Source organism: Aeromonas bivalvium (genome assembly GCF_046078285.1).
Classification (GTDB): Bacteria; Pseudomonadota; Gammaproteobacteria; order Enterobacterales; family Aeromonadaceae; genus Aeromonas; species Aeromonas bivalvium.
In genome coordinates this window covers 628200-645689 of sequence record NZ_JBGXBV010000001.1, presented here as the reverse complement: position 1 = coordinate 645689, position 17490 = coordinate 628200, and the positions used below count along the sequence as shown (strand labels likewise).

At 62.7% G+C, this 17490-nt stretch carries 18 protein-coding genes; 12 read left to right on the top strand and 6 right to left on the bottom strand.

The features are described from left to right. The first annotated feature begins 1 nt into the window (after position 1). From ACEUCR_RS02920 to maiA, 5 genes are all read left to right on the top strand, one after another. Positions 2–655 carry a TIGR01621 family pseudouridine synthase gene (locus tag ACEUCR_RS02920; protein ID WP_408787922.1) on the top strand — a complete coding sequence of 218 codons (654 nt, stop codon included), beginning with the start codon at positions 2–4 and terminating at the stop codon, positions 653–655. Between the two features lie 230 nt (positions 656–885). After that, the gene (hppD, locus tag ACEUCR_RS02915) at positions 886–1992 is read left to right on the top strand and encodes a 4-hydroxyphenylpyruvate dioxygenase (protein WP_041994326.1); all 1107 of its coding nucleotides are present in this window, start codon (positions 886–888) and stop codon (positions 1990–1992) included. A gap of 32 nt (positions 1993–2024) precedes the next feature. Then, entirely contained in the window at positions 2025–3176 is a 1152-nt protein-coding gene (locus ACEUCR_RS02910) for a homogentisate 1,2-dioxygenase (protein ID WP_408787919.1), read from the top strand. Between the two features lie 10 nt (positions 3177–3186). Further along, positions 3187–4170 (top strand): fumarylacetoacetate hydrolase family protein, encoded by a 984-nt coding sequence (locus ACEUCR_RS02905; RefSeq protein WP_408787916.1) that lies wholly within the window; start codon positions 3187–3189, stop codon positions 4168–4170. Positions 4171–4212: 42 nt separating this feature from the next. Beyond that, the gene (gene maiA, locus ACEUCR_RS02900; protein WP_041994320.1) at positions 4213–4848 is read left to right on the top strand and encodes a maleylacetoacetate isomerase; all 636 of its coding nucleotides are present in this window, start codon (positions 4213–4215) and stop codon (positions 4846–4848) included. 72 nt (positions 4849–4920) lie between these two features. On the opposite strand, the gene ACEUCR_RS02895 is transcribed toward maiA, so the two are convergent. The 4 genes from ACEUCR_RS02895 to ACEUCR_RS02880 form a co-directional block, all read right to left on the bottom strand. Then, positions 4921–5379: a PAS domain-containing protein gene (locus tag ACEUCR_RS02895; RefSeq protein WP_162625830.1), complete on the bottom strand. Its 459-nt coding sequence runs from the start codon at positions 5377–5379 to the stop codon at positions 4921–4923. Between the two features lie 8 nt (positions 5380–5387). After that, entirely contained in the window at positions 5388–6416 is a 1029-nt protein-coding gene (locus tag ACEUCR_RS02890) for a response regulator (RefSeq protein ID WP_408787913.1), read from the bottom strand. A gap of 75 nt (positions 6417–6491) precedes the next feature. Next, positions 6492–7394, bottom strand: coding sequence for a LysR family transcriptional regulator (locus tag ACEUCR_RS02885; protein ID WP_041994310.1), 903 nt, complete (start codon positions 7392–7394; stop codon positions 6492–6494). Positions 7395–7466: 72 nt separating this feature from the next. Next, entirely contained in the window at positions 7467–8009 is a 543-nt protein-coding gene (locus ACEUCR_RS02880) for a DUF2982 domain-containing protein (protein WP_244463675.1), read from the bottom strand. A gap of 289 nt (positions 8010–8298) precedes the next feature. Between ACEUCR_RS02880 and ACEUCR_RS02875 the strand changes: the two genes are divergently transcribed. The 4 genes from ACEUCR_RS02875 to ACEUCR_RS02860 all read left to right on the top strand — a co-directional run bounded on the left by ACEUCR_RS02875 (position 8299) and on the right by ACEUCR_RS02860 (position 12570). Beyond that, positions 8299–10281, top strand: a complete 1983-nt coding sequence (locus ACEUCR_RS02875) for a putative bifunctional diguanylate cyclase/phosphodiesterase (protein WP_041994304.1) — start codon at positions 8299–8301, stop codon at positions 10279–10281. Between the two features lie 59 nt (positions 10282–10340). Further along, positions 10341–11066, top strand: coding sequence for an oxygen-insensitive NADPH nitroreductase (gene nfsA / locus ACEUCR_RS02870; RefSeq protein ID WP_408787910.1), 726 nt, complete (start codon positions 10341–10343; stop codon positions 11064–11066). 174 nt (positions 11067–11240) lie between these two features. Next, positions 11241–12008, top strand: a complete 768-nt coding sequence (locus tag ACEUCR_RS02865; protein WP_041994298.1) for a hypothetical protein — start codon at positions 11241–11243, stop codon at positions 12006–12008. A 1-nt stretch (position 12009) separates the two neighbouring features. Then, the gene (locus ACEUCR_RS02860) at positions 12010–12570 is read left to right on the top strand and encodes a VOC family protein (protein ID WP_408787907.1); all 561 of its coding nucleotides are present in this window, start codon (positions 12010–12012) and stop codon (positions 12568–12570) included. A 25-nt stretch (positions 12571–12595) separates the two neighbouring features. On the opposite strand, the gene ACEUCR_RS02855 is transcribed toward ACEUCR_RS02860, so the two are convergent. Continuing rightward, on the bottom strand, positions 12596–13798 hold the full coding sequence (locus ACEUCR_RS02855; RefSeq protein ID WP_408787904.1) for an MFS transporter: 1203 nt from the start codon (positions 13796–13798) through the stop codon (positions 12596–12598). 88 nt (positions 13799–13886) lie between these two features. Between ACEUCR_RS02855 and ACEUCR_RS02850 the strand changes: the two genes are divergently transcribed. After that, the gene (locus tag ACEUCR_RS02850; protein ID WP_041994289.1) at positions 13887–14783 is read left to right on the top strand and encodes a LysR family transcriptional regulator; all 897 of its coding nucleotides are present in this window, start codon (positions 13887–13889) and stop codon (positions 14781–14783) included. Between the two features lie 51 nt (positions 14784–14834). After that, positions 14835–15809, top strand: coding sequence for an HTH-type transcriptional regulator CysB (gene cysB, locus ACEUCR_RS02845; protein ID WP_041994286.1), 975 nt, complete (start codon positions 14835–14837; stop codon positions 15807–15809). Positions 15810–15923: 114 nt separating this feature from the next. Here cysB and ribA read toward each other — a convergent pair whose 3' ends face one another. Continuing rightward, positions 15924–16517, bottom strand: a complete 594-nt coding sequence (gene ribA / locus ACEUCR_RS02840) for a GTP cyclohydrolase II (protein WP_041994283.1) — start codon at positions 16515–16517, stop codon at positions 15924–15926. A 252-nt stretch (positions 16518–16769) separates the two neighbouring features. Between ribA and cmk the strand changes: the two genes are divergently transcribed. Next, complete coding sequence (gene cmk / locus ACEUCR_RS02835) at positions 16770–17462, top strand: (d)CMP kinase (protein WP_408787901.1); 693 nt, start codon at positions 16770–16772, stop codon at positions 17460–17462. Positions 17463–17490 lie beyond the last annotated feature (28 nt).

Sequence of the window (17490 nt, the reverse complement as noted above, 5' to 3'; positions counted from 1 at the left end):
AATGTTGCCAAAGTATCGCATCCTGTCACAGAACGAACACTTCCTTGTTATCGACAAGGGGCCCGGTATTGGCATGCACGACGAGGGAGGGGAGCCGGGTCTGGTGAGCCTGGTGCGTGCCGAGACCGGGCTCGCCCTCTACCCAGTACATCGCCTCGACAAGATGACCTCCGGGCTCCTGCTGCTGGCGTGCACTCCGGAGGCGAACCGGGCCCTGAGCATGGGATTCGCCGAGCGGGCCGTGGCCAAGCAATATCTGGCGCTGTCGGATCGCAAGCCCAAGAAGAAGCAGGGCTGGATCAAGGGCGACATGCAAAAGGGGCGCGGCGGCAGCTGGTTGCTGGCCCGTAGCCAGGAGAACCCGGCCATCAGCTGGTTTGATTCCACCCCGGTGCGCGAGGGACTGCGGCTCTATCGCATCAAGCCCCAGACCGGCAAGACCCATCAGATCCGGGTCGCCATGAAGAGCATAGGGGCGCCCATCCTGGGGGATGAGCGCTACGGCGGCACGGCGGCGGATCGCGGCTATCTGCATGCCTGGCGCTTGGCGTTTACCCTGTGGGGCGATCCCTTCACCTTCGAGCCGGCACCGGATCTCGGGGAGGCCTTCACCCCGCCCGAGCTGGCCCAGGCCATCGCCCGGCTCGCTCCCTGACGGCGTCGCCCGGCCTTTGCCGGTTGTAACGAAAAACGGACAGCCCCGGGGGCAAGGAGGCCCGTCCCCCGAAGCTGTCATGGTGATGTCACATTTCATTTACATCTTCCGGGCCGCGTTGGCCCAGGCCCATCTCGGCCCAGACTCTTTTCTTCCCGTCGCGCCACGCATCTAATGAAACAAGTTGTTAACACCTTCATTCAACCTGATTTCATGCAAAGGAGTGCACCATGGCGACGACCCAGACCCACAACCCCCTCGGCACCGACGGCTTCGAGTTCGTCGAATACACGGCGCCGACCGCCGCCGGCATCGATGCCCTCAAGGCGCTGTTTGTCTCCCTGGGCTTTGCCGAGGTGGCCCGTCACAAGCACAAGCTGTGCTGGCTCTACCGCCAGGGGGACATCAACTTCGTGGTCAATGCCGAACCCCACTCCCAGGCGGAGCAGTTTGCCAGCGACCATGGCCCGAGCGTGTGCGGCATGGCATTTCGGGTGAGCGATGCGGGCCGTGCCCAGCAATACGCCATCGCCAAGGGGGCCAAGCCGTTCGTCGGCAAGATAGGGCCCATGGAGCTCAACATCCCCGCCATCTACGGCATCGGCGAGAGCACCCTCTCCTTTGTCGACCGTTACGGCGAGCGGGGCTCCATCTATGACGTGGACTTCCTCTTCTACCCCGACTGGCAGGCGCGCATGGCCGAGGTGGATGCGGGGCTCCTTGAGATCGATCACCTGACCCACAACGTCCAGCGCGGCAACATGGATGTCTGGTCCAACTTCTACGAGCGGATCGGCAACTTCCGGGAAATTCGCTACTTCGACATCGAAGGCAAGCTGACCGGGCTGCATTCCCGTGCCATGACGGCTCCCTGCGGCAAGATTCGCATTCCCATCAACGAGTCCTCCGATGACAAGTCCCAGATAGAGGAGTACCTGCGCCAGTACAAGGGGGAGGGGATCCAGCACATAGCCCTCGCTTCAAGCGACATCTACCAGACCATCCGTACCCTGCGTGGTCGCGGCACCGGCTTTATGCCCACGCCGGACACCTACTACGAGCAGGTCGACAGCCGGGTCGAGGGACATCAGGAGGATCTGGCGGCACTGAAAGAGCTGCGCATCCTCATCGACGGCTCGCCGACGAAAGATGGCATCCTGCTGCAGATCTTCACCGACACCGTCATAGGCCCGGTGTTTTTCGAGATCATCCAGCGCAAGGGCAATGAAGGCTTTGGCGAGGGCAACTTCCAGGCACTGTTCGAATCCATCGAGCTGGATCAGATCCGCCGCGGCGTGCTCCACGGCGAGAAGGACGGGGAGCTGCACGATGCGTAACCATCCTATTCTCCCTCGGGCAGGAGGCTGCCATGCGTAACTGGATACGTTTCCCCCACCGGGAGGGGACCCACTCCCGCCAGGCCCATGCGGACCTGCCCGAGCAGGCCATCTATGAGCGCGAACTGGGCCGCTCCGGTTTCTTCGGGCCGGCCACCCACATGCACCACAAGCATGCCCCCACCGACTGGGTCAACTGGGAGGGGTCGCTGCGCCCACGCCTGTTCGATCTCAACGCCCTCGGCGAGGAGGTGAGCTCCCTCTCCCCCTGGGTGATGCCGGATCTGCTCAGCAATCCCCACTGCCGCTACCGGATGTGGCGCCTGGCGGACAAGATGCCGTTTCTGGTGCGCAACGCCGACGGCGACGAGCTGCTCTTCATCCACGAGGGGAGTGGCGAGTTTTACTGCGACTACGGCCATCTGACCCTGCGGGACGGCGACTATGTGGTGATCCCCCGGGGCACCATGTGGCGCATCGAGCCCACCGCGCCCCTGTTCATCCTGATGATAGAGGCGACCGAGGACAGCTATCAGCTGCCGGACAAGGGGTTGGTGGGCAACCACGCCATCTTCGATCCGGCGGCCCTGGACGTGCCCGCCATCAACGAGCGCTTCCTGGCCCAGCAGGACGAGAACCCCTGGTCACTGCAGATCAAACGCCACGATCGGGTCTCCGTTATCACCTGGCCCTTCAACCCCCTGGATGCCCAGGGCTGGCACGGGGACTTGTGCGTGGTGCGCCTCAACTGGCGCGACATTCGCCCCCTGATGAGCCACCGCTACCATCTGCCGCCCTCGGCCCACTCCACCTTCGTGGCGAGCCGCTTCGTCATCTGCACCTTCGTGCCGCGCCCCATAGAGAGTGATCCCGGAGCCTTGCGGGTGCCCTTCTACCACAGCAACGATGATTTTGACGAGGTGCTCTTCTACCACGCCGGGGACTTCTTCAGCCGGGACAATATCGAGCGGGGCATGGTCACCTTCCACCCCGCCGGCTTCACCCACGGCCCTCATCCCAAGGCCTTTGCGGCGGGCCAGGCCCATGCCAAGACCTTCACCGACGAGGTGGCCGTGATGCTCGACACCCGGGATGCCCTGGGCGTCGGCCAGATCTGCGAGGGGATAGAAGATCCCCGTTATGTGTCCAGCTGGCAGCGGCCAGACGCCACCCCAGGCAAATAAGGAATTCGACATGAAATTGGCAACCTTGAACAATGGCAGGCGCGATGGCGCCCTGGTGGTGGTCAGCCGGGATCTGAGCCGGGCGGTGGCCGTGGCCGACATAGCCCCCACCCTGCAAGGGGCGCTGGACGACTGGGCCGAGCTCGCCCCCCGACTGACCGCCGTCTATCAGGCCCTCAACGACGGCGCCTGCCCCGACGCCTTCCCCTTCGATGAGGGCGCCTGCCTCTCGCCGCTGCCCCGCGCCTATCAGTGGCTCGATGGCAGCGCCTACGTCAACCACGTGGAGTTGGTGCGCAAGGCCCGCGGCGCCGAGATGCCGGAAAGCTTCTGGCACGATCCCCTGATGTATCAGGGGGGCTCGGACAGCTTCCTCGCCCCCCATGGCCCCATCGTGATGGGCTCCGAGGAGTGGGGCATCGATTTTGAATCCGAGCTGGCCATCATCACGGACGACGTACCCATGGGCACCGACTCCGGGGAGGCCGAGGGCCACGTAAAGCTGTTGATGCTGGTCAACGATGTGAGCCTGCGCAACCTCATTCCCGGGGAGCTGGCCAAGGGCTTTGGCTTCTTCCAGTCCAAGCCGTCGAGCGCCTTCTCGCCGGTGGCCATCACCCCGGACGAACTGGGGGAGGCGTGGCAGGATGGCAAGGTGCACCTGCCCCTGGTGACCCGCCTCAATGGCACTCTGTTCGGGGAGCCGGATGCGGGGGTGGACATGACCTTCAACTTTTTCGAGCTGATGGCCCACGCCGCGAGGACGAGGCCGCTGGCCGCCGGCACCATCATAGGGTCGGGCACCGTCTCCAACTACGACAGAAGCCGGGGATCCTCCTGCCTCGCCGAGCGACGGATGTTGGAAATTATCGAGTCAGGTCAAGCCACTACACCCTTTCTGCGCTTTGGTGATACAGTGTCCATCGCGATGCAGGATCGCAACGGATTGGCACTGTTTGGGACCATTTCTCAGCGGGTAACCCAGGCGGAGTAGGGCAGCGGCGGGGAGACAGGCTCGCCAGAACAGGGACAGATTATGTTGCAGTTGTTTGGATATTGGCGGTCGTCGGCCAGCTATCGGGTGCGGATCCTGATGCAGCTCAAGGGGCTCGACTATGAGTTCCACCCGGTCAACTTGAGGCTGGGCGAGCAGCATGAGAAGGGGTTTCACCGGATCAATCCCCAGGGGCTGGTGCCGTTTCTCATCGACGGGGATGTGCAGCTGGGTCAGTCGGTGGCCATCATGGAGTACCTCGACGAGGCCTACCCCGCCTATCCGCTGATGCCCTCGTCCGCCCAGGCGCGGGCCCGGGTGCGTCAGGTGGTCAACATGATTGCCTGCGATACTCACCCCCTCAACAACCTGCGGGTGCTCAACTATCTGGAGCAGGCGCTGGGGGTGGATCAGCCCCGCAGGGAGGCCTGGTATCGTCACTGGATTGACGAGACGTTCCGGGCCCTGGAGCCGCTGTTGATGACCACGGCCGGCGTCTACAGCGTCGGCAACGAGGTGACCCTGGCGGACTGCATGCTGGTACCCCAGGTCTACAACGCTCGCCGCTATCAGATGAGCCTGGAGGAGTATCCCACCATCCAACGCATCGTCGCCAACTGCGAGCAGTTGCAGGCCTTCGTCAGGGCGGCGCCGGAACGCCAGCCGGATGCGTCATAAGCCTGTTGGCCACATGGCACAGCCCCCGCATCGCGGGGGCTGTTTCGTCTGGGGAGTTCGGGCATGGCGGCGCTAGTCGGGTGTCCCGGCACTGGCCTGCTGGCTGGCGCGGACCTGGCCGAGCAGGATGGCCTCGTCGGTGGCGTCGTAGATCATGACTCCGAGGTGGCTGACCTGGCCGCTGAAATCGGCCAGGGGGACCAGGGTCAGGTTCTGGTACATGAAGGGGGCCGACCCCGTGATGGGTCTGTAGTTGTCAAAGCGCAGCAGATAGGGGCGCTGCTCCCAGGTGCTGAAGGCGCGGTTGTTGAGGGTGAAGACCTGATTGGCCTTGCGCTCGAACCAGGCCCGATCCAGCTCGTCAAACAGCTCGAACAACACCCGATCGCGCACTGTGGCGGCCTGACGACCGCTGTGGCTCTCCATGAACCCGTTCCAGACCTGGATCCTGAACTGGCGATCCAGCACGAAGAGACCCACGTCCAGGTTCTGGACTATGTTCATCAGCCAGTGAAATTCCCGTATTTCCATGTGCACTCCTAGAGCAGATGTTGAACCTTGTGATCCATGGTGGCGATGGAATCTTCGGTAAACAGCAGCAGCAGATCGCACTGCACCTTGTGGCCCTGCAGCCGGTAGTTGATCTCGATGGCCAGGGTGCGCCGCCAGCGGCTCTGGTTGGTCTGGATCAGCTGGTGGATGGGCCTGTGCTGGCCCAGCAGCACCGGATGCCCCTGGCTGAAGTGGGTGTCGAGCTGGGCACTGAAGCCGCGCAGGAAGGCGCCGATCAGCACGTTGGCCGTGTCCATCAGCAGCTCCAGCTCGGCGGCCCTGTCGAGTTCCCCCTCATGTTTCATCAGCCGGGCCAGCTCGGCGAAGCTGGCGTCATGGAACAGGAGCAGGGCCTCCCCGGCGATCCCGGCTCCGATGAACCCCTGGCACACGGCGGAGAGGGTATCGGACTCGGCGGCGGCGGAGAGGGCCATGTGCAGCTCTGAGACCTCGAGCACATTGACGTTGGGAATGGGCAGTACCACGAAGGCGCCGAGCAGGCGGGCCAGCAGATCGGCGGCCTGGCCCATGGCGACGTTGGCCAGCTCCTGATAGAGATCCCGGGACTGGGGCGTCAGCAGCGGGCCGGACGGGGGGGCGTGCTGTGGAGCCGGCGCAGGGCTTGCCTGGGGCTCTGTGACGCTCTCTTCCCTGGGCTGCCAGAAACCATGCTGGCGCAAGAAGGCGTGCAGGGTCTCGGGGGAGGCGGGTTTCTTGATGAAATCCAGCGCTCCCAGCGCCATCACCCTGGCGTGGGCCTCGGGTTGTATGTCCCCCGAGACCACCAGCACCTTGCTGCGGATCCCTTCCCGTTGCAGGGTCTCGAGCACGTCATAACCATCCATCCTGGGCATGGTGAGATCGAGCAGCACCAGATCGCCGTGACCCATAAGGATCTGCTCCAGTCCCTCCTGGCCATCGCCGGCTTCATGCAGCCGAATGTCCCATTCCCGGGGCAATGCCCGGGCCAGTTGCTTGCGGGCAAAACCCGAATCATCGCAGATCAACACATTCATGGGGCCGCCCTCTCAATGCTTCATGGAGACAAGTGTGGCTCGGCCTGTCCGGTACGCCACCACGGCCGGCCTGGGCTATGGGGCTGGGCGATCCTGCCGGTAAGGTTCCGAGTATTTCTCGACAAACTCGGCGAACAGCTTAACACGCAGCGGCGCAAAATTGGGTTGGGTCAGCTGCATATAGAAGGGACGGCTCGGGGTCTGCCAGTCAGGCAGAACCGGTTGAAGCCGTCCTTCCCGGAGCGCTTGCTGCACCAGGTAGCGGGGGACATTGATGATGCCCAGGTGTTGCTCGGCGGCGCGCAGCGCAGCCTGGGCCTGGCTGACGGTCAGCTTGGCCTGGGGACAGATCCTGGCGCTCTCTCCCTCCCGGTTGCTGAGCTGCCAGTGCTGGTGGGGCCAGCAGTAGATGAGATCCTGCTCGTCGAGGGCGGCCGGGTGGGCGGGGCATCCCCGTTTCGCCAGATAGAGGGGGGAGGCGAACAGCCCGTATCTCACCTGGCCGAGCAGGGTGGTGTGGGGCTGGGTCTGGGGCAGCTCGCCGTTGAAGAACACCAGATCCCTGTCTCCCTCGAGCAACTGCTGGTGGTCGTTGGTCTGGCTGATGTCAAATTGCACCTCGTCGTGGTGCAGGGAGAAGGCCGTCACCATGTCGATGAGCAGGGTACTGGAGAGGGAGACGGGGGCCGCCAGCCGGATCACTCCCGCCAGATCGGCCTCTTTGCCCTGGATCTCGCCGGTGGCCTGCTCTATGTCGGCCAGGGGCGTGCAGAGGCGCTCGTAGTAGCGCAGCCCCTCGTCGGTGAGGCGGATCTTGCGGGTGGATCTGTGCAGCAGAGGGTGGCCCAGGATCTCTTCCAGATGGGAGATGCGGCGGCTGATGGTGGCGGTGGGCATGCCCAGTGCGCTGGCGGCATGGGAGAAGCCCCCCTCCTGTACCACCTTGACGAATAGATAGAACTCTTCGATGTACTTCATAGGAGGCGTGGCACTCGAGGCAAACCGTGACCTTAAGAAGCGGGCCTCCCCTTGGCAAGGGCAATCACGCCTTTAATTGATCTGGATTAGGTTCGACTCCCGCTGGTATTGATGCAGCAGGCGGATGAAGTCGGCGGGATCCCTGTCCAGGCTGCCGACGGGGACCAGCAGATCGTAGCCGAGGAGGCTTCTCAGCCTCGCCATGCGATTGGCCAGCATGGCGATCACCCCTTCGTACTGGGCCCCCTCCCGGGAGCGATAGTGGCTCTCCTCGAACAGGTCGTCGAACTGGCTGGCACAGGTGCCGGTGGGGCAGTCCGTCTGCTCGCTTTGCAACACCTGCATCAGCACGGCGCGCTGCTCCGTCAGTATCCCTACCGCCAGCCGGGGTGTGATCAATGTCAAAAAACTGTCGTAATCTTTTATCCGCAAGCCGATGAAGGGGATCTCCACCAGATCCCACCCCATATGGATACGCGGGTGGTCAATCCGCTGAATATTTACCCATTTGAGCACCCAGCCGCCATGCTTGTGGTGATATTGCAAACAGTCGTGACATAAAGAGAGACTAAAATGAGGCTCTCTGAGCTTCAAGGTGCCGATGAAGAGGGTCATCAGCCCCGCCAGCAACCCGCAGTAGATGGGGATTAGTGGTTGTTCACCGAGTAAAAAAAGTATAGAAATCATGGCAATGGTTATTATTGAGCCAAGCAATACTAGAGTGAGTCCGTTTCTTCTGACCATGGGCTGTACGTGAAGTGTTTGCATATGAGGATGACCTTGCCGCTCTTCCTGTTCTTTCAGTCTAAGCCCCATATCAAGATGTGTTGCAGTCAGGCAGATATGGTGTGGATGGCGCTCGTTCCTCACACTCAAGGAACATGCTGATGAATTGCCATAACAGATGAACACACTCGACGAATGCACCCTCGACAACTTCGAAGTGCTGCACACGCCTATCTGGATCTATGACATCCTCCATCATCGCATCTTCTGGGCCAATGAGGCCGCACTCGCCCTCTGGGAGGCGGATTCCCTCACCGAGCTCAAGGGGCGCGACTTCGGGGCCGACATGGCTGACGCCATCAGTCTGCTGCTTCAGCGCTACCTTGGCGACTTCCAGCAGGGGCGCAGCTACAACGAATGGTGGAGCCTCTCCCCCAAGGGGGTGAAGAAGCAGGTCTATCTTCGCCTGTCCGGGGTACAGCTGGCCGGTCGCCTGATGATGATGACGGAGGCGGTGATCGACGCCGACAGCCTGCATCAGCAATCTTCCCTCGCCACCGGGGATACCCTGGCCTGCCTGTTTGATGACAGCGGTCTGCTGGTCAGTGGCAACCACCACTTCGAATCCTGTTTCGGTACGGGGATCGTCACCCTGGCTCAGATCTTCTCCGGCAACGACGACGCCTTCTTTCAGCGGCTCTCCCGGCTTGACGAGGTGGTGACCGAGGGGGAGTGTCTGACCCGCAAAGGGATGCGCTGGTTTCAGTATCAGTTCCGCCATATCCAGCAGGGGGAGCGGATCCTGCTCACCATGCGGGACATCACGGATCGCAAGCTCGAGGAGCTGGAGCATCGCCACCTCGCCTGGCACGACTCCCTCACCGGCCTGCTCAACCGCTATGGCCTGATGAAGTCGCTCGAGGCCTATTGTGGCATGGGGGGGCGTTTCGCCCTGGTGTTCATGGACCTGGACAATTTCAAGCTGGTCAATGACAACTATGGCCACAAGGCTGGGGATCGTCTGCTGGAGCGGGTGGCCGGTCGCCTCAAGCAGGTCTGCCCCCGGGACGTGGAGCTGGCCCGCCTCGGCGGCGACGAATTTACCGCCCTGGTGCCCCTGAACCACGGCAGCGTGCGGGCCGAGGAGGTCGCCGACCTCATGCTCTCCCAGATGAGCAAGCCGCTGCAGCTGAGCGGCCTGCCCGAGGTGACCATAGGGGGCAGCATAGGCATCGCCGTCTACCCGGACGACGCCGATGACGGGGACAACCTCATCACCCGCGCCGACATGGCCATGTACCAGGCCAAGCAGATGGGGCGCCTGCGCTGGCAGCGCTTCACCCCCAGCATGCAGCAGAATCTGCACCGCAAGCTGACCCTCAAGCAGTTTCTGGCCAAGGCCATCGGTCGCCAGGAGCTCAGCCTCTGCTATCAGCCCCAGGTCGATGCCGCAAGCCGGCAGCTGCTGGGGTTCGAGGCGCTGATCCGCTGGCACAATCCTGTGCTTGGCCAGGTCTCGCCGGGGGAGTTCATCCCCCTGGCCGAGGAGATGGGTCTCATCCGCGAGATAGGGGGCTGGGTGCTGGACACGGCCCTGGCCCAGATGGCCCTGTGGCAGCGCCAGTTCGCGGTCAAGGTGCCGGTCTCGGTCAACCTGTCCGGTTTTCAGCTTACCCCCTCCTTGCCAGAACAGGTCGCCGCCTCCCTCAGGGAGCACGGGGTGGAGCCTCATCTGCTGACCCTGGAGCTGACGGAGACGGTGCTGATGCTCGACATGAACGGCTGCATCGGCATCCTGGATCGCCTGAGCGAGCAGGGGATCAAGATCGCCATCGACGACTTCGGTACCGGCTACTCTTCCCTGGCCTACCTCAACCGGCTGCCCATCGACACCATCAAGCTGGATCGCTCCTTCGTGGTGGGACTCAATCTGCCGGTGATCCGCGCCACGGTCGCCATGGCGACGGGGCTTGGCCTCGGCATCATGGCGGAGGGGGTCGAGGAGGAGCATGAGCTGGTGGCGCTGCGGGCCCAGGGATGCCACGTGTTTCAGGGCTTCCTGTTCGGCAGGCCGATGACGGTGGCCGAGATAGAGGAGAACCCTTTCACCCTCTACAGCCAGGTGGGGGAGTTCACGCTCCCGCGTCACGGATCCCCTTAGCCGGGTCTTGGGGCCCGCCGCGTTTTTGGGGTAGAGTGGCCTGCTCATCAGGAGGCAGCATGAACCAGACCATAGATCTCATTCTTTCCCACCGCTCCATTCGCCAGTTCACACACGATCCCATCGAGCCCCAGCAGCTCGACCTCATCTTGCAGGCCGCCCAGGCGGCGGCCAGCTCCAGCTTCCTGCAGGCCAACAGCATCATGCGGGTCACGGATCCCCTGATCCGCCAGCAACTCGCCGAGCTGGCGGGGCCCCAGCCCTATGTGGCGCAGGCCGCCGAGTTTCTGGTGTTCTGCGCCGACTTCCATCGCCATCGGCAGATAGTGCCGGCGGCGCACACCGGGTTCGTCGAGCAGCTGCTGATAGGGGCCATCGATGGCGCCCTGATGGCACAGAATGCCCTGCTGGCGGCCCAGTCCCTCGGCCTTGGCGGCGTCTATATCGGTGGCATTCGCAACCACCCCGCCGAGGTGGTGGCCCTGCTCGGCCTGCCCAGGCACGTGATCCCCCTGTTTGGTCTGTGCCTGGGCCACCCGAGCCAGCAACCCGAGCAGAAGCCGCGTCTGCCCCAGGCCATGGTGGTTCACGAGAATCGCTACCCCGAGCGGCTCGACGAGGCGCTGCTGGCCGATTACGATCGCCAGATCCAGGACTATTACCAGGCCCGCAGCAGCAACAACAAGGTGCAAACCTGGAGCAGCCAGATAGCGGGGACCCTCGGCAAGGAGGCGCGTCCCTTCATGGATGCCTTCCTGCAATCCCAGGGGTTCAATCTGAAGTGAGGGGAGGCCGACCCAGGTGGTCGGCCCGATTCAAGAAATGGCGATGGCGGGCGATATGATAGGGTCTGTCCCCTGGGTGACGACGTGATGAGAGTGTGAGCCCTGCAGGCTATCCCCCGGTGGTAAGCTGCTGTAGGATCAGGATATTGGATAGGGAAGGAACGGATAAAGCCTATGATTTTAACACTGATATTGCTGTCTATCGGCGCGCTCCTGTTTCTGGTGATCGCCTACAACGTGGTGCAGCAATATAAGCAGAAGGCGGAAGCCGACAAGCGCCAGGCCATCGCCAAGCACAAGTCCATCGCCGATGAGACGGAGGAGATGCTGCTCAACGTCAACCTGGTCCCCTTCTCCAAGAACCTGGTGCTCTTGCTGCAACACAGGATCCTGGATGCCTATCGCGCCATCGCCCAGGTGATGCCGGGCAATGGCCAGATCCGGCAGCGGATCCAGGATGTGCAGACTCAGATCAAGAATGTGCAGGACAACTACAGCCCCCACGATGAGGGGCACTTCAAGACCCCGGAGTCCGATCGCCAGGCGATCCAGATGCTGCAGCTGGTCAAGAAGATGCGTGCCGTGCTGCGGGTCGAGCACAACAAGGGCAAGATAGATCCGCAGGGGTTCGCCCAGGAGGATCGCCGCCTCGAGCTGATGCAGCTCAAGATCAACATTGCCAACCTGCTCAAGCGGGCCATGGATGCCCAGATCCAGGGGCAGTACGGTACCTGTCGCCAGCTGTTTACCAAGGGACTGGCGGCGGTGGGCAACATCAGTGACAAGGATGCCTACCTGCTGGCCCGGGAAGAGGAGATGCGTCAGGGGCTCAAATCCCTGGACGAGCACCTGGCCCAGCAGAGCGAATCCGAGCTGCAAAACATCAAGGACAAGGAGACCGACGAACTCGACGTCCTGTTCCAACCCAAGAAGAAGTGGTGATATGACCCATCCTCTGGACGACATACTGGGGCCCATGGCCCCTTTTGCCATTGGCCTGCTCGATGAGCTCGCTGCCCTGGACATCCCTCTGGCGCGGCCCGAGATCGACCACCTCTGCTACCGCGCCGCCAGCCAGGAGGAATACCTGGCCCTGCGCGGCATCCTGGCCGAGGCGGGCAGCCTGCTGGTGGAGGGCATGATAGGGGGCCGCCCCATCGCCACCTATCGCTTTGCCCAGCCCCTCTGCTTTGCCTGGCGGGGCGAGCCGCTCAGCGTGCCCTGCATCGAGCTGGCGGCCCCCAAGCCGGGACGCAGCCACAAGGCGGGGCTTGAGCATATCGAGCTGGTGGTGGCCGATCTGGCGGCCCTGGTGGCGGCGCACCCCGCCCTCCCGTTCAAGACGGGCAACATGGCGAGCCTTCGCAACCCGGATGTGGCCCTGATGCTGGCATCGGGTCAGGTGAAGTTTCATCTGCGCCCCCTGTCTGCCGTCATCGAGGAGGAGCTGGCCACCGACGCCGTGGTGCCCGTGCCGGCCGATTATTTCTCGCGCCAATCTTGAATCCGGGCCCCTGACAGGGGCCCGTTCATATGGTCAGCGGCTGCTGGCGATGGGCCTTCTGGCGCGCCAGCCAGAGGGAGAGGGCGGCCGTGACCAGCAGTACCAGCTCGATCCCCAGCACCATGCCCGCCAGCTGCCCCTCTACCCAGAAGGGGTGCAGATAAAATCCCCCCAGGCTCGCCCCCAGGTAATAGGCCACCAGATAGAGGGACGAGGCCAGTGCCCTGTCGTGGGTCACGTGCTGGCCGACCCAGGCACTGGCGCAGGCATGGGCGAGGAAGAAGCCGAAGCTGGACACCAGCAGCCCCGCCAGGATGGCGGCCAGGTTCGCCCCCAGTAGCAGAAGGGCCCCCAGGGCCATCAAGGCGATCCCCACGAGCAGCAGCCGCTCAGCCCCCAGATGCTGGGCGCAGCGCCCGCTGATGGAGGAGGCGAGGGTGCCCGACAGATAGGTCAGAAACAGCATGCCGAGCCATTGGGGCGGCAGGGAGAAGGGCTCGGCCGAGAGCAGGAAAGTGAGGTAGCTGAACTGGTTGAGAAACACCATGAAGTTGAGGCCACCGATGAGGTAGGCCCCCACCAGCAGGGGATTGCGCAGATGGCTTCCCAGTGCCTGCCTGAGCTGGCCCGGGCTCGCCTGGCTGGGGGTGAAGTTGCGCTGGGTCGGCAGCAGCCAGACCACCAGGGGCAGGAGCAGCAGGCTGATGAGGCCTATGCCGAGGAAGGTGGCATGCCAGCTGTCGAACCAGCCGGCCAGCAGACCGCCCAGCACCCGGCCGGCGATCCCCCCCAGGGAGTTGGCGGCGATATAGATACCTACTGCCGAGATGAGGGCGCGGCGCGTGAACTCCTCCCCCATGTAGGCGATGGCGGTGGCGGGCAGGCCCGCCAGCAGCATGCCCTGCAGGATGCGCAGGGCCAGCAGGGAACCGAATTGCTCGACCCCGCTCGCGACCAGAGAGAGCAGTATGGCGCCGGTCAGGGTCCACAACATGACCCGGCGGCGGCCGAAGCGATCGGCCAGCCTGGCGCAGATCAGCAAGGCGAAGGCGAGCCCCGCGGTGCAGCCCGTCAGGGTCCAGCCGGAGTGGAGGGAACTGATGGCGAACTCATTCGCCAGCATGGGCAGCAGGGGATGGCTCTGGTAGAGATTCAAAAAGACCAGAAATGAGCCCAGGCTCAGGGCCAGGGTGGCACGTAGCCAGGGGCGACTTCCTACTTCGATCATGGGATGCTCCAGGGTTTTCCTTAGGGTAGTGGGCCCATGTCCATAAATATAATATATTTAAGTTATCCAACTCATAACTGGGATTGATATGGACCTCAAGCAACTCGGCTATCTGCTGGCGGTGCGGGACACAGGCTCCTTCACCCGGGCCGCCCAGCAGCTCCATGTGGCCCAGCCCGCGGTCAGCATGGCCATCGCCAAGCTGGAGCAGGGGCTGGCGCTGCGCCTGTTCGATCGCCAGGACAAGTCGGTGCGTCTCACTCCGGAGGGGGAGGTGCTCTGTCGCCATGCCGAGCGACTGTTGTTGCAGATGCACCAGGCGGAGGCGGAGATGGCCGAGCTCAAGGGGTTGGAGCGGGGGGAAGTGCGGATCGGGATCCCCTACATGATGGGCTCTTACTACTTTCCCCCCATACTGATGGCGTTCAAGCACAGGTATCCGGGGCTGAAGATCCGGGTCGAGGAGGCGGGCACCCGGGAGCTGCTCAGTCGCATGGTGGCGGGAGAACTGGACTTGGCCATCCTGATCACCAGTGACCTGCCCCCCGCCCTGGAAGGGGGTCAGCTGCTGCGGGAAGAGATGCTGATGGTGGTGGGGGAGGAGCATCCCCTCTACGGGGCGAAGCGGGTCACCCTGGCCGAGTATTTTCGCCAGGAGCTGGCGGTGTTTCGCCGCGGTTTCTATCACAGGGAACACATGGAGACCTTGGCCCAGGGGCTCGGCATCGAGCCCTCCATCGCCTTCGAGAGCAATCTCATCCCGCTGCTCAAGGCGGTGGTGCGTCAGGGGTTTGCGGTCAGCACCTTCCTACGCATGGTGGTCGAAGAAGACAAGGCCCTGGCGGGGATCCCGTTCGACCCGCCCATTTTTCTCGATCTTTGCGTCGCCTGGCGCCGTGGCGATCCCCTCTCCTTGGCCAATCGGGCACTGCGGGATTTCCTGCTGGCGCAGCCCATGGCAGAAACGGCAAGAAGCGAGGGCTAATAACTAAAAGTTTGTTAGTATTAGTTGAAGTCGTCTTTAGAGCCTAACACCATGAAACTCCAACAATTGCGTTATATCGTGGAAGTTGCCAACCACAGATTGAACGTGTCGGCGACGGCGGAGAGCCTGTATACCTCTCAACCCGGGATCAGCAAACAGGTTCGCATGCTCGAAGATGAGCTGGGAATTCAGATATTTGAGCGCAGTGGCAAGCATCTGACCCAGATCACCCCGGCCGGGCGCGACGTGATCAAGATAGCCAACGAGATCCTCGGCAAGGTGGAGGGCATCAAGTCGGTGGCGAGCCAGCATACTCATCCGGAGCAGGGAACCCTGCACATCGCCACCACCCACACCCAGGCCCGTTATGCCCTGCCCGAGGTGATCAAGGGGTTCATCAAGCGCTTTCCCAAGGTCTCCCTGCACATGCACCAGGGCACACCGACCCAGATCAGCGAGGCCGTGGTCAAGGGGATGGCGGATTTTGCCATCGCCACCGAGGCGCTGCACCTCTATGAAGATCTCATCATGCTGCCTTGCTATCACTGGAACCGCAGCGTGATCGTGCCGCGGGGTCACCCGCTGACCCAGGTCAGCAAGCTCTCCATCGCCGACATTGCCCACTTCCCCCTGGTCACCTATGTGTTCGGTTTTACCGGTCGCTCCGAGCTCGATACCGCCTTCAATCGCGCCGGTTTCGAGCCCAACATCGTCTTCACCGCCACGGATGCGGATGTGATCAAGACCTATGTGCGCCTTGGCGTCGGCATCGGCGTGATGGCCACCATGGCGCTGGACAAGCAGACCGACACGGATCTGGTGGCGCTGGACGCCAGTCATCTGTTCGCCCACAGCACCACCAAGATAGGGTTTCGCAAGGGGTCGTTCCTGCGAACCTACATGTATGACTTCATGACCCGTTTTGCCCCGCATCTGACGCGGGATGTGGTGGAAAAAGCCATCGCCATGCGCTCGAGCGACGACGTGGACGCCATGTTTGCCGACATAGAGCTGCCGATCCGCTGAGGAAGCGGGACTCCGCCGCCATGGCATGCGGGGGACGGTACCGACACGCAACCCCGTACATCCACAACGAAAAACGCCTCCCGATGGGAGGCGTTTTTCATGGGCGCAACCGACTCATTTCTTCAGCATATGGTCGAGCTTGCTCGCCTTGGTGGAGAGATAGAACTCGTTGTGGGGATTGCGCCCTTCTTGCAGGGGTACCCGCTCGGCCACCGGGATGCCGAAACTCTCCATCGCCTTGACCTTGCGCGGGTTGTTGGTCATCAGGCGCAGGCTCTTGATGTCGAGCGCCTTGAGCATGTCGGCGCAGATGGTGTAGTCGCGCATGTCGGCGGCAAAGCCCAGCGCCACGTTGGCCTCGACGGTGTCGGCGCCCTGATCTTGCAGGTGATAGGCCCGGATCTTGTTGAGCAGGCCTATTCCACGCCCCTCTTGACGGACATACAGCAAGACGCCGCGCCCGGCGGCGGCGATGTGCTGCAGGGCGGCCTGCAGCTGGAAACCACAGTCGCAACGCAAGCTGAACAGGGCATCGCCGGTGAGACACTCGGAATGAATGCGGCCGAGGACGGGCTCATCCCCGCTGACATCGCCCATGACCAGGGCGGCGTGGTCTTTCCCCGTGCCAACTTCCTGAAAACCGACCAGGGTAAAGGTGCCCCAGGGGGTCGGCAACTGGGACTTGGCCACGAGAGTAATGCTACTCATGGGGGTACTCCTTAACGACAAGGACTCGAAAAAGGGGGCCAGTTTAGCGCGCCTCGGCCTCTGCGACCATCAGAACCCGTCATGCACGGCGCCATGGTGGGCGGGGGGCTGTACGCAAAAGAACCACTCACGACGGCTTTTGTACGGAACTGTGCGGTGACGACTGCCAGGCTTGGCACATTTGGGTATACTCTGCGGCCATTACCTCATCCCATCGGGATGATGCGCAACATCAAGTGCAGGAGATATTTTATGCCCCATATGGCCCCCGTGATGACAATTGATGGCCCGAGTGGTGCCGGTAAAGGCACCTTGTGCCAGCTGCTGGCCGCAGAGCTGGGTTGGCACCTGCTCGATTCCGGCGCCATCTACCGGGTGCTGGCCCTGGCTGCGTTGCACCATGATGTGGAGCTCGATTCCGAAGCGGCCCTGGTGCCCCTGGCCGCCAATCTGGATGTGCAGTTCCAGGTCGACAGCGAACAGGTAAAGGTGGTGCTGGAAGGGGAAGATGTCTCCCGTACCATCCGCTCCCAGGATGTGAGCGATGCCGCCAGCAAGGTCGCCGTCTTCCCCCGTGTGCGCGAGGCCCTGCTGCGCCGTCAGCGCGCGTTTCGCCAGACCCCGGGTCTCATCGCCGATGGCCGCGACATGGGCACAGTGGTTTTCCCCGATGCCGAGATCAAAATTTTCCTTGACGCCAGCGCCGAGGAGCGGGCCCAGCGCCGCTATAAGCAGTTGCAAGATAAGGGCTTTGATGTTAACTTTGAGCGTCTTTTGACCGAGATTCAGGAGCGTGACGATCGCGATCGCAATCGTGCCGTTGCCCCCTTGAAACCGGCCGAAGATGCCCTGGTGGTGGATTCCACCGCGCTGACCATAGATGAAGTGCTGGCAACGGTACTATCCTATGCGAAGCAACAACTCAATGATGTTGGCTCGCGCTGACATCGGTCGTCTGCGCCAAGGATGGAGC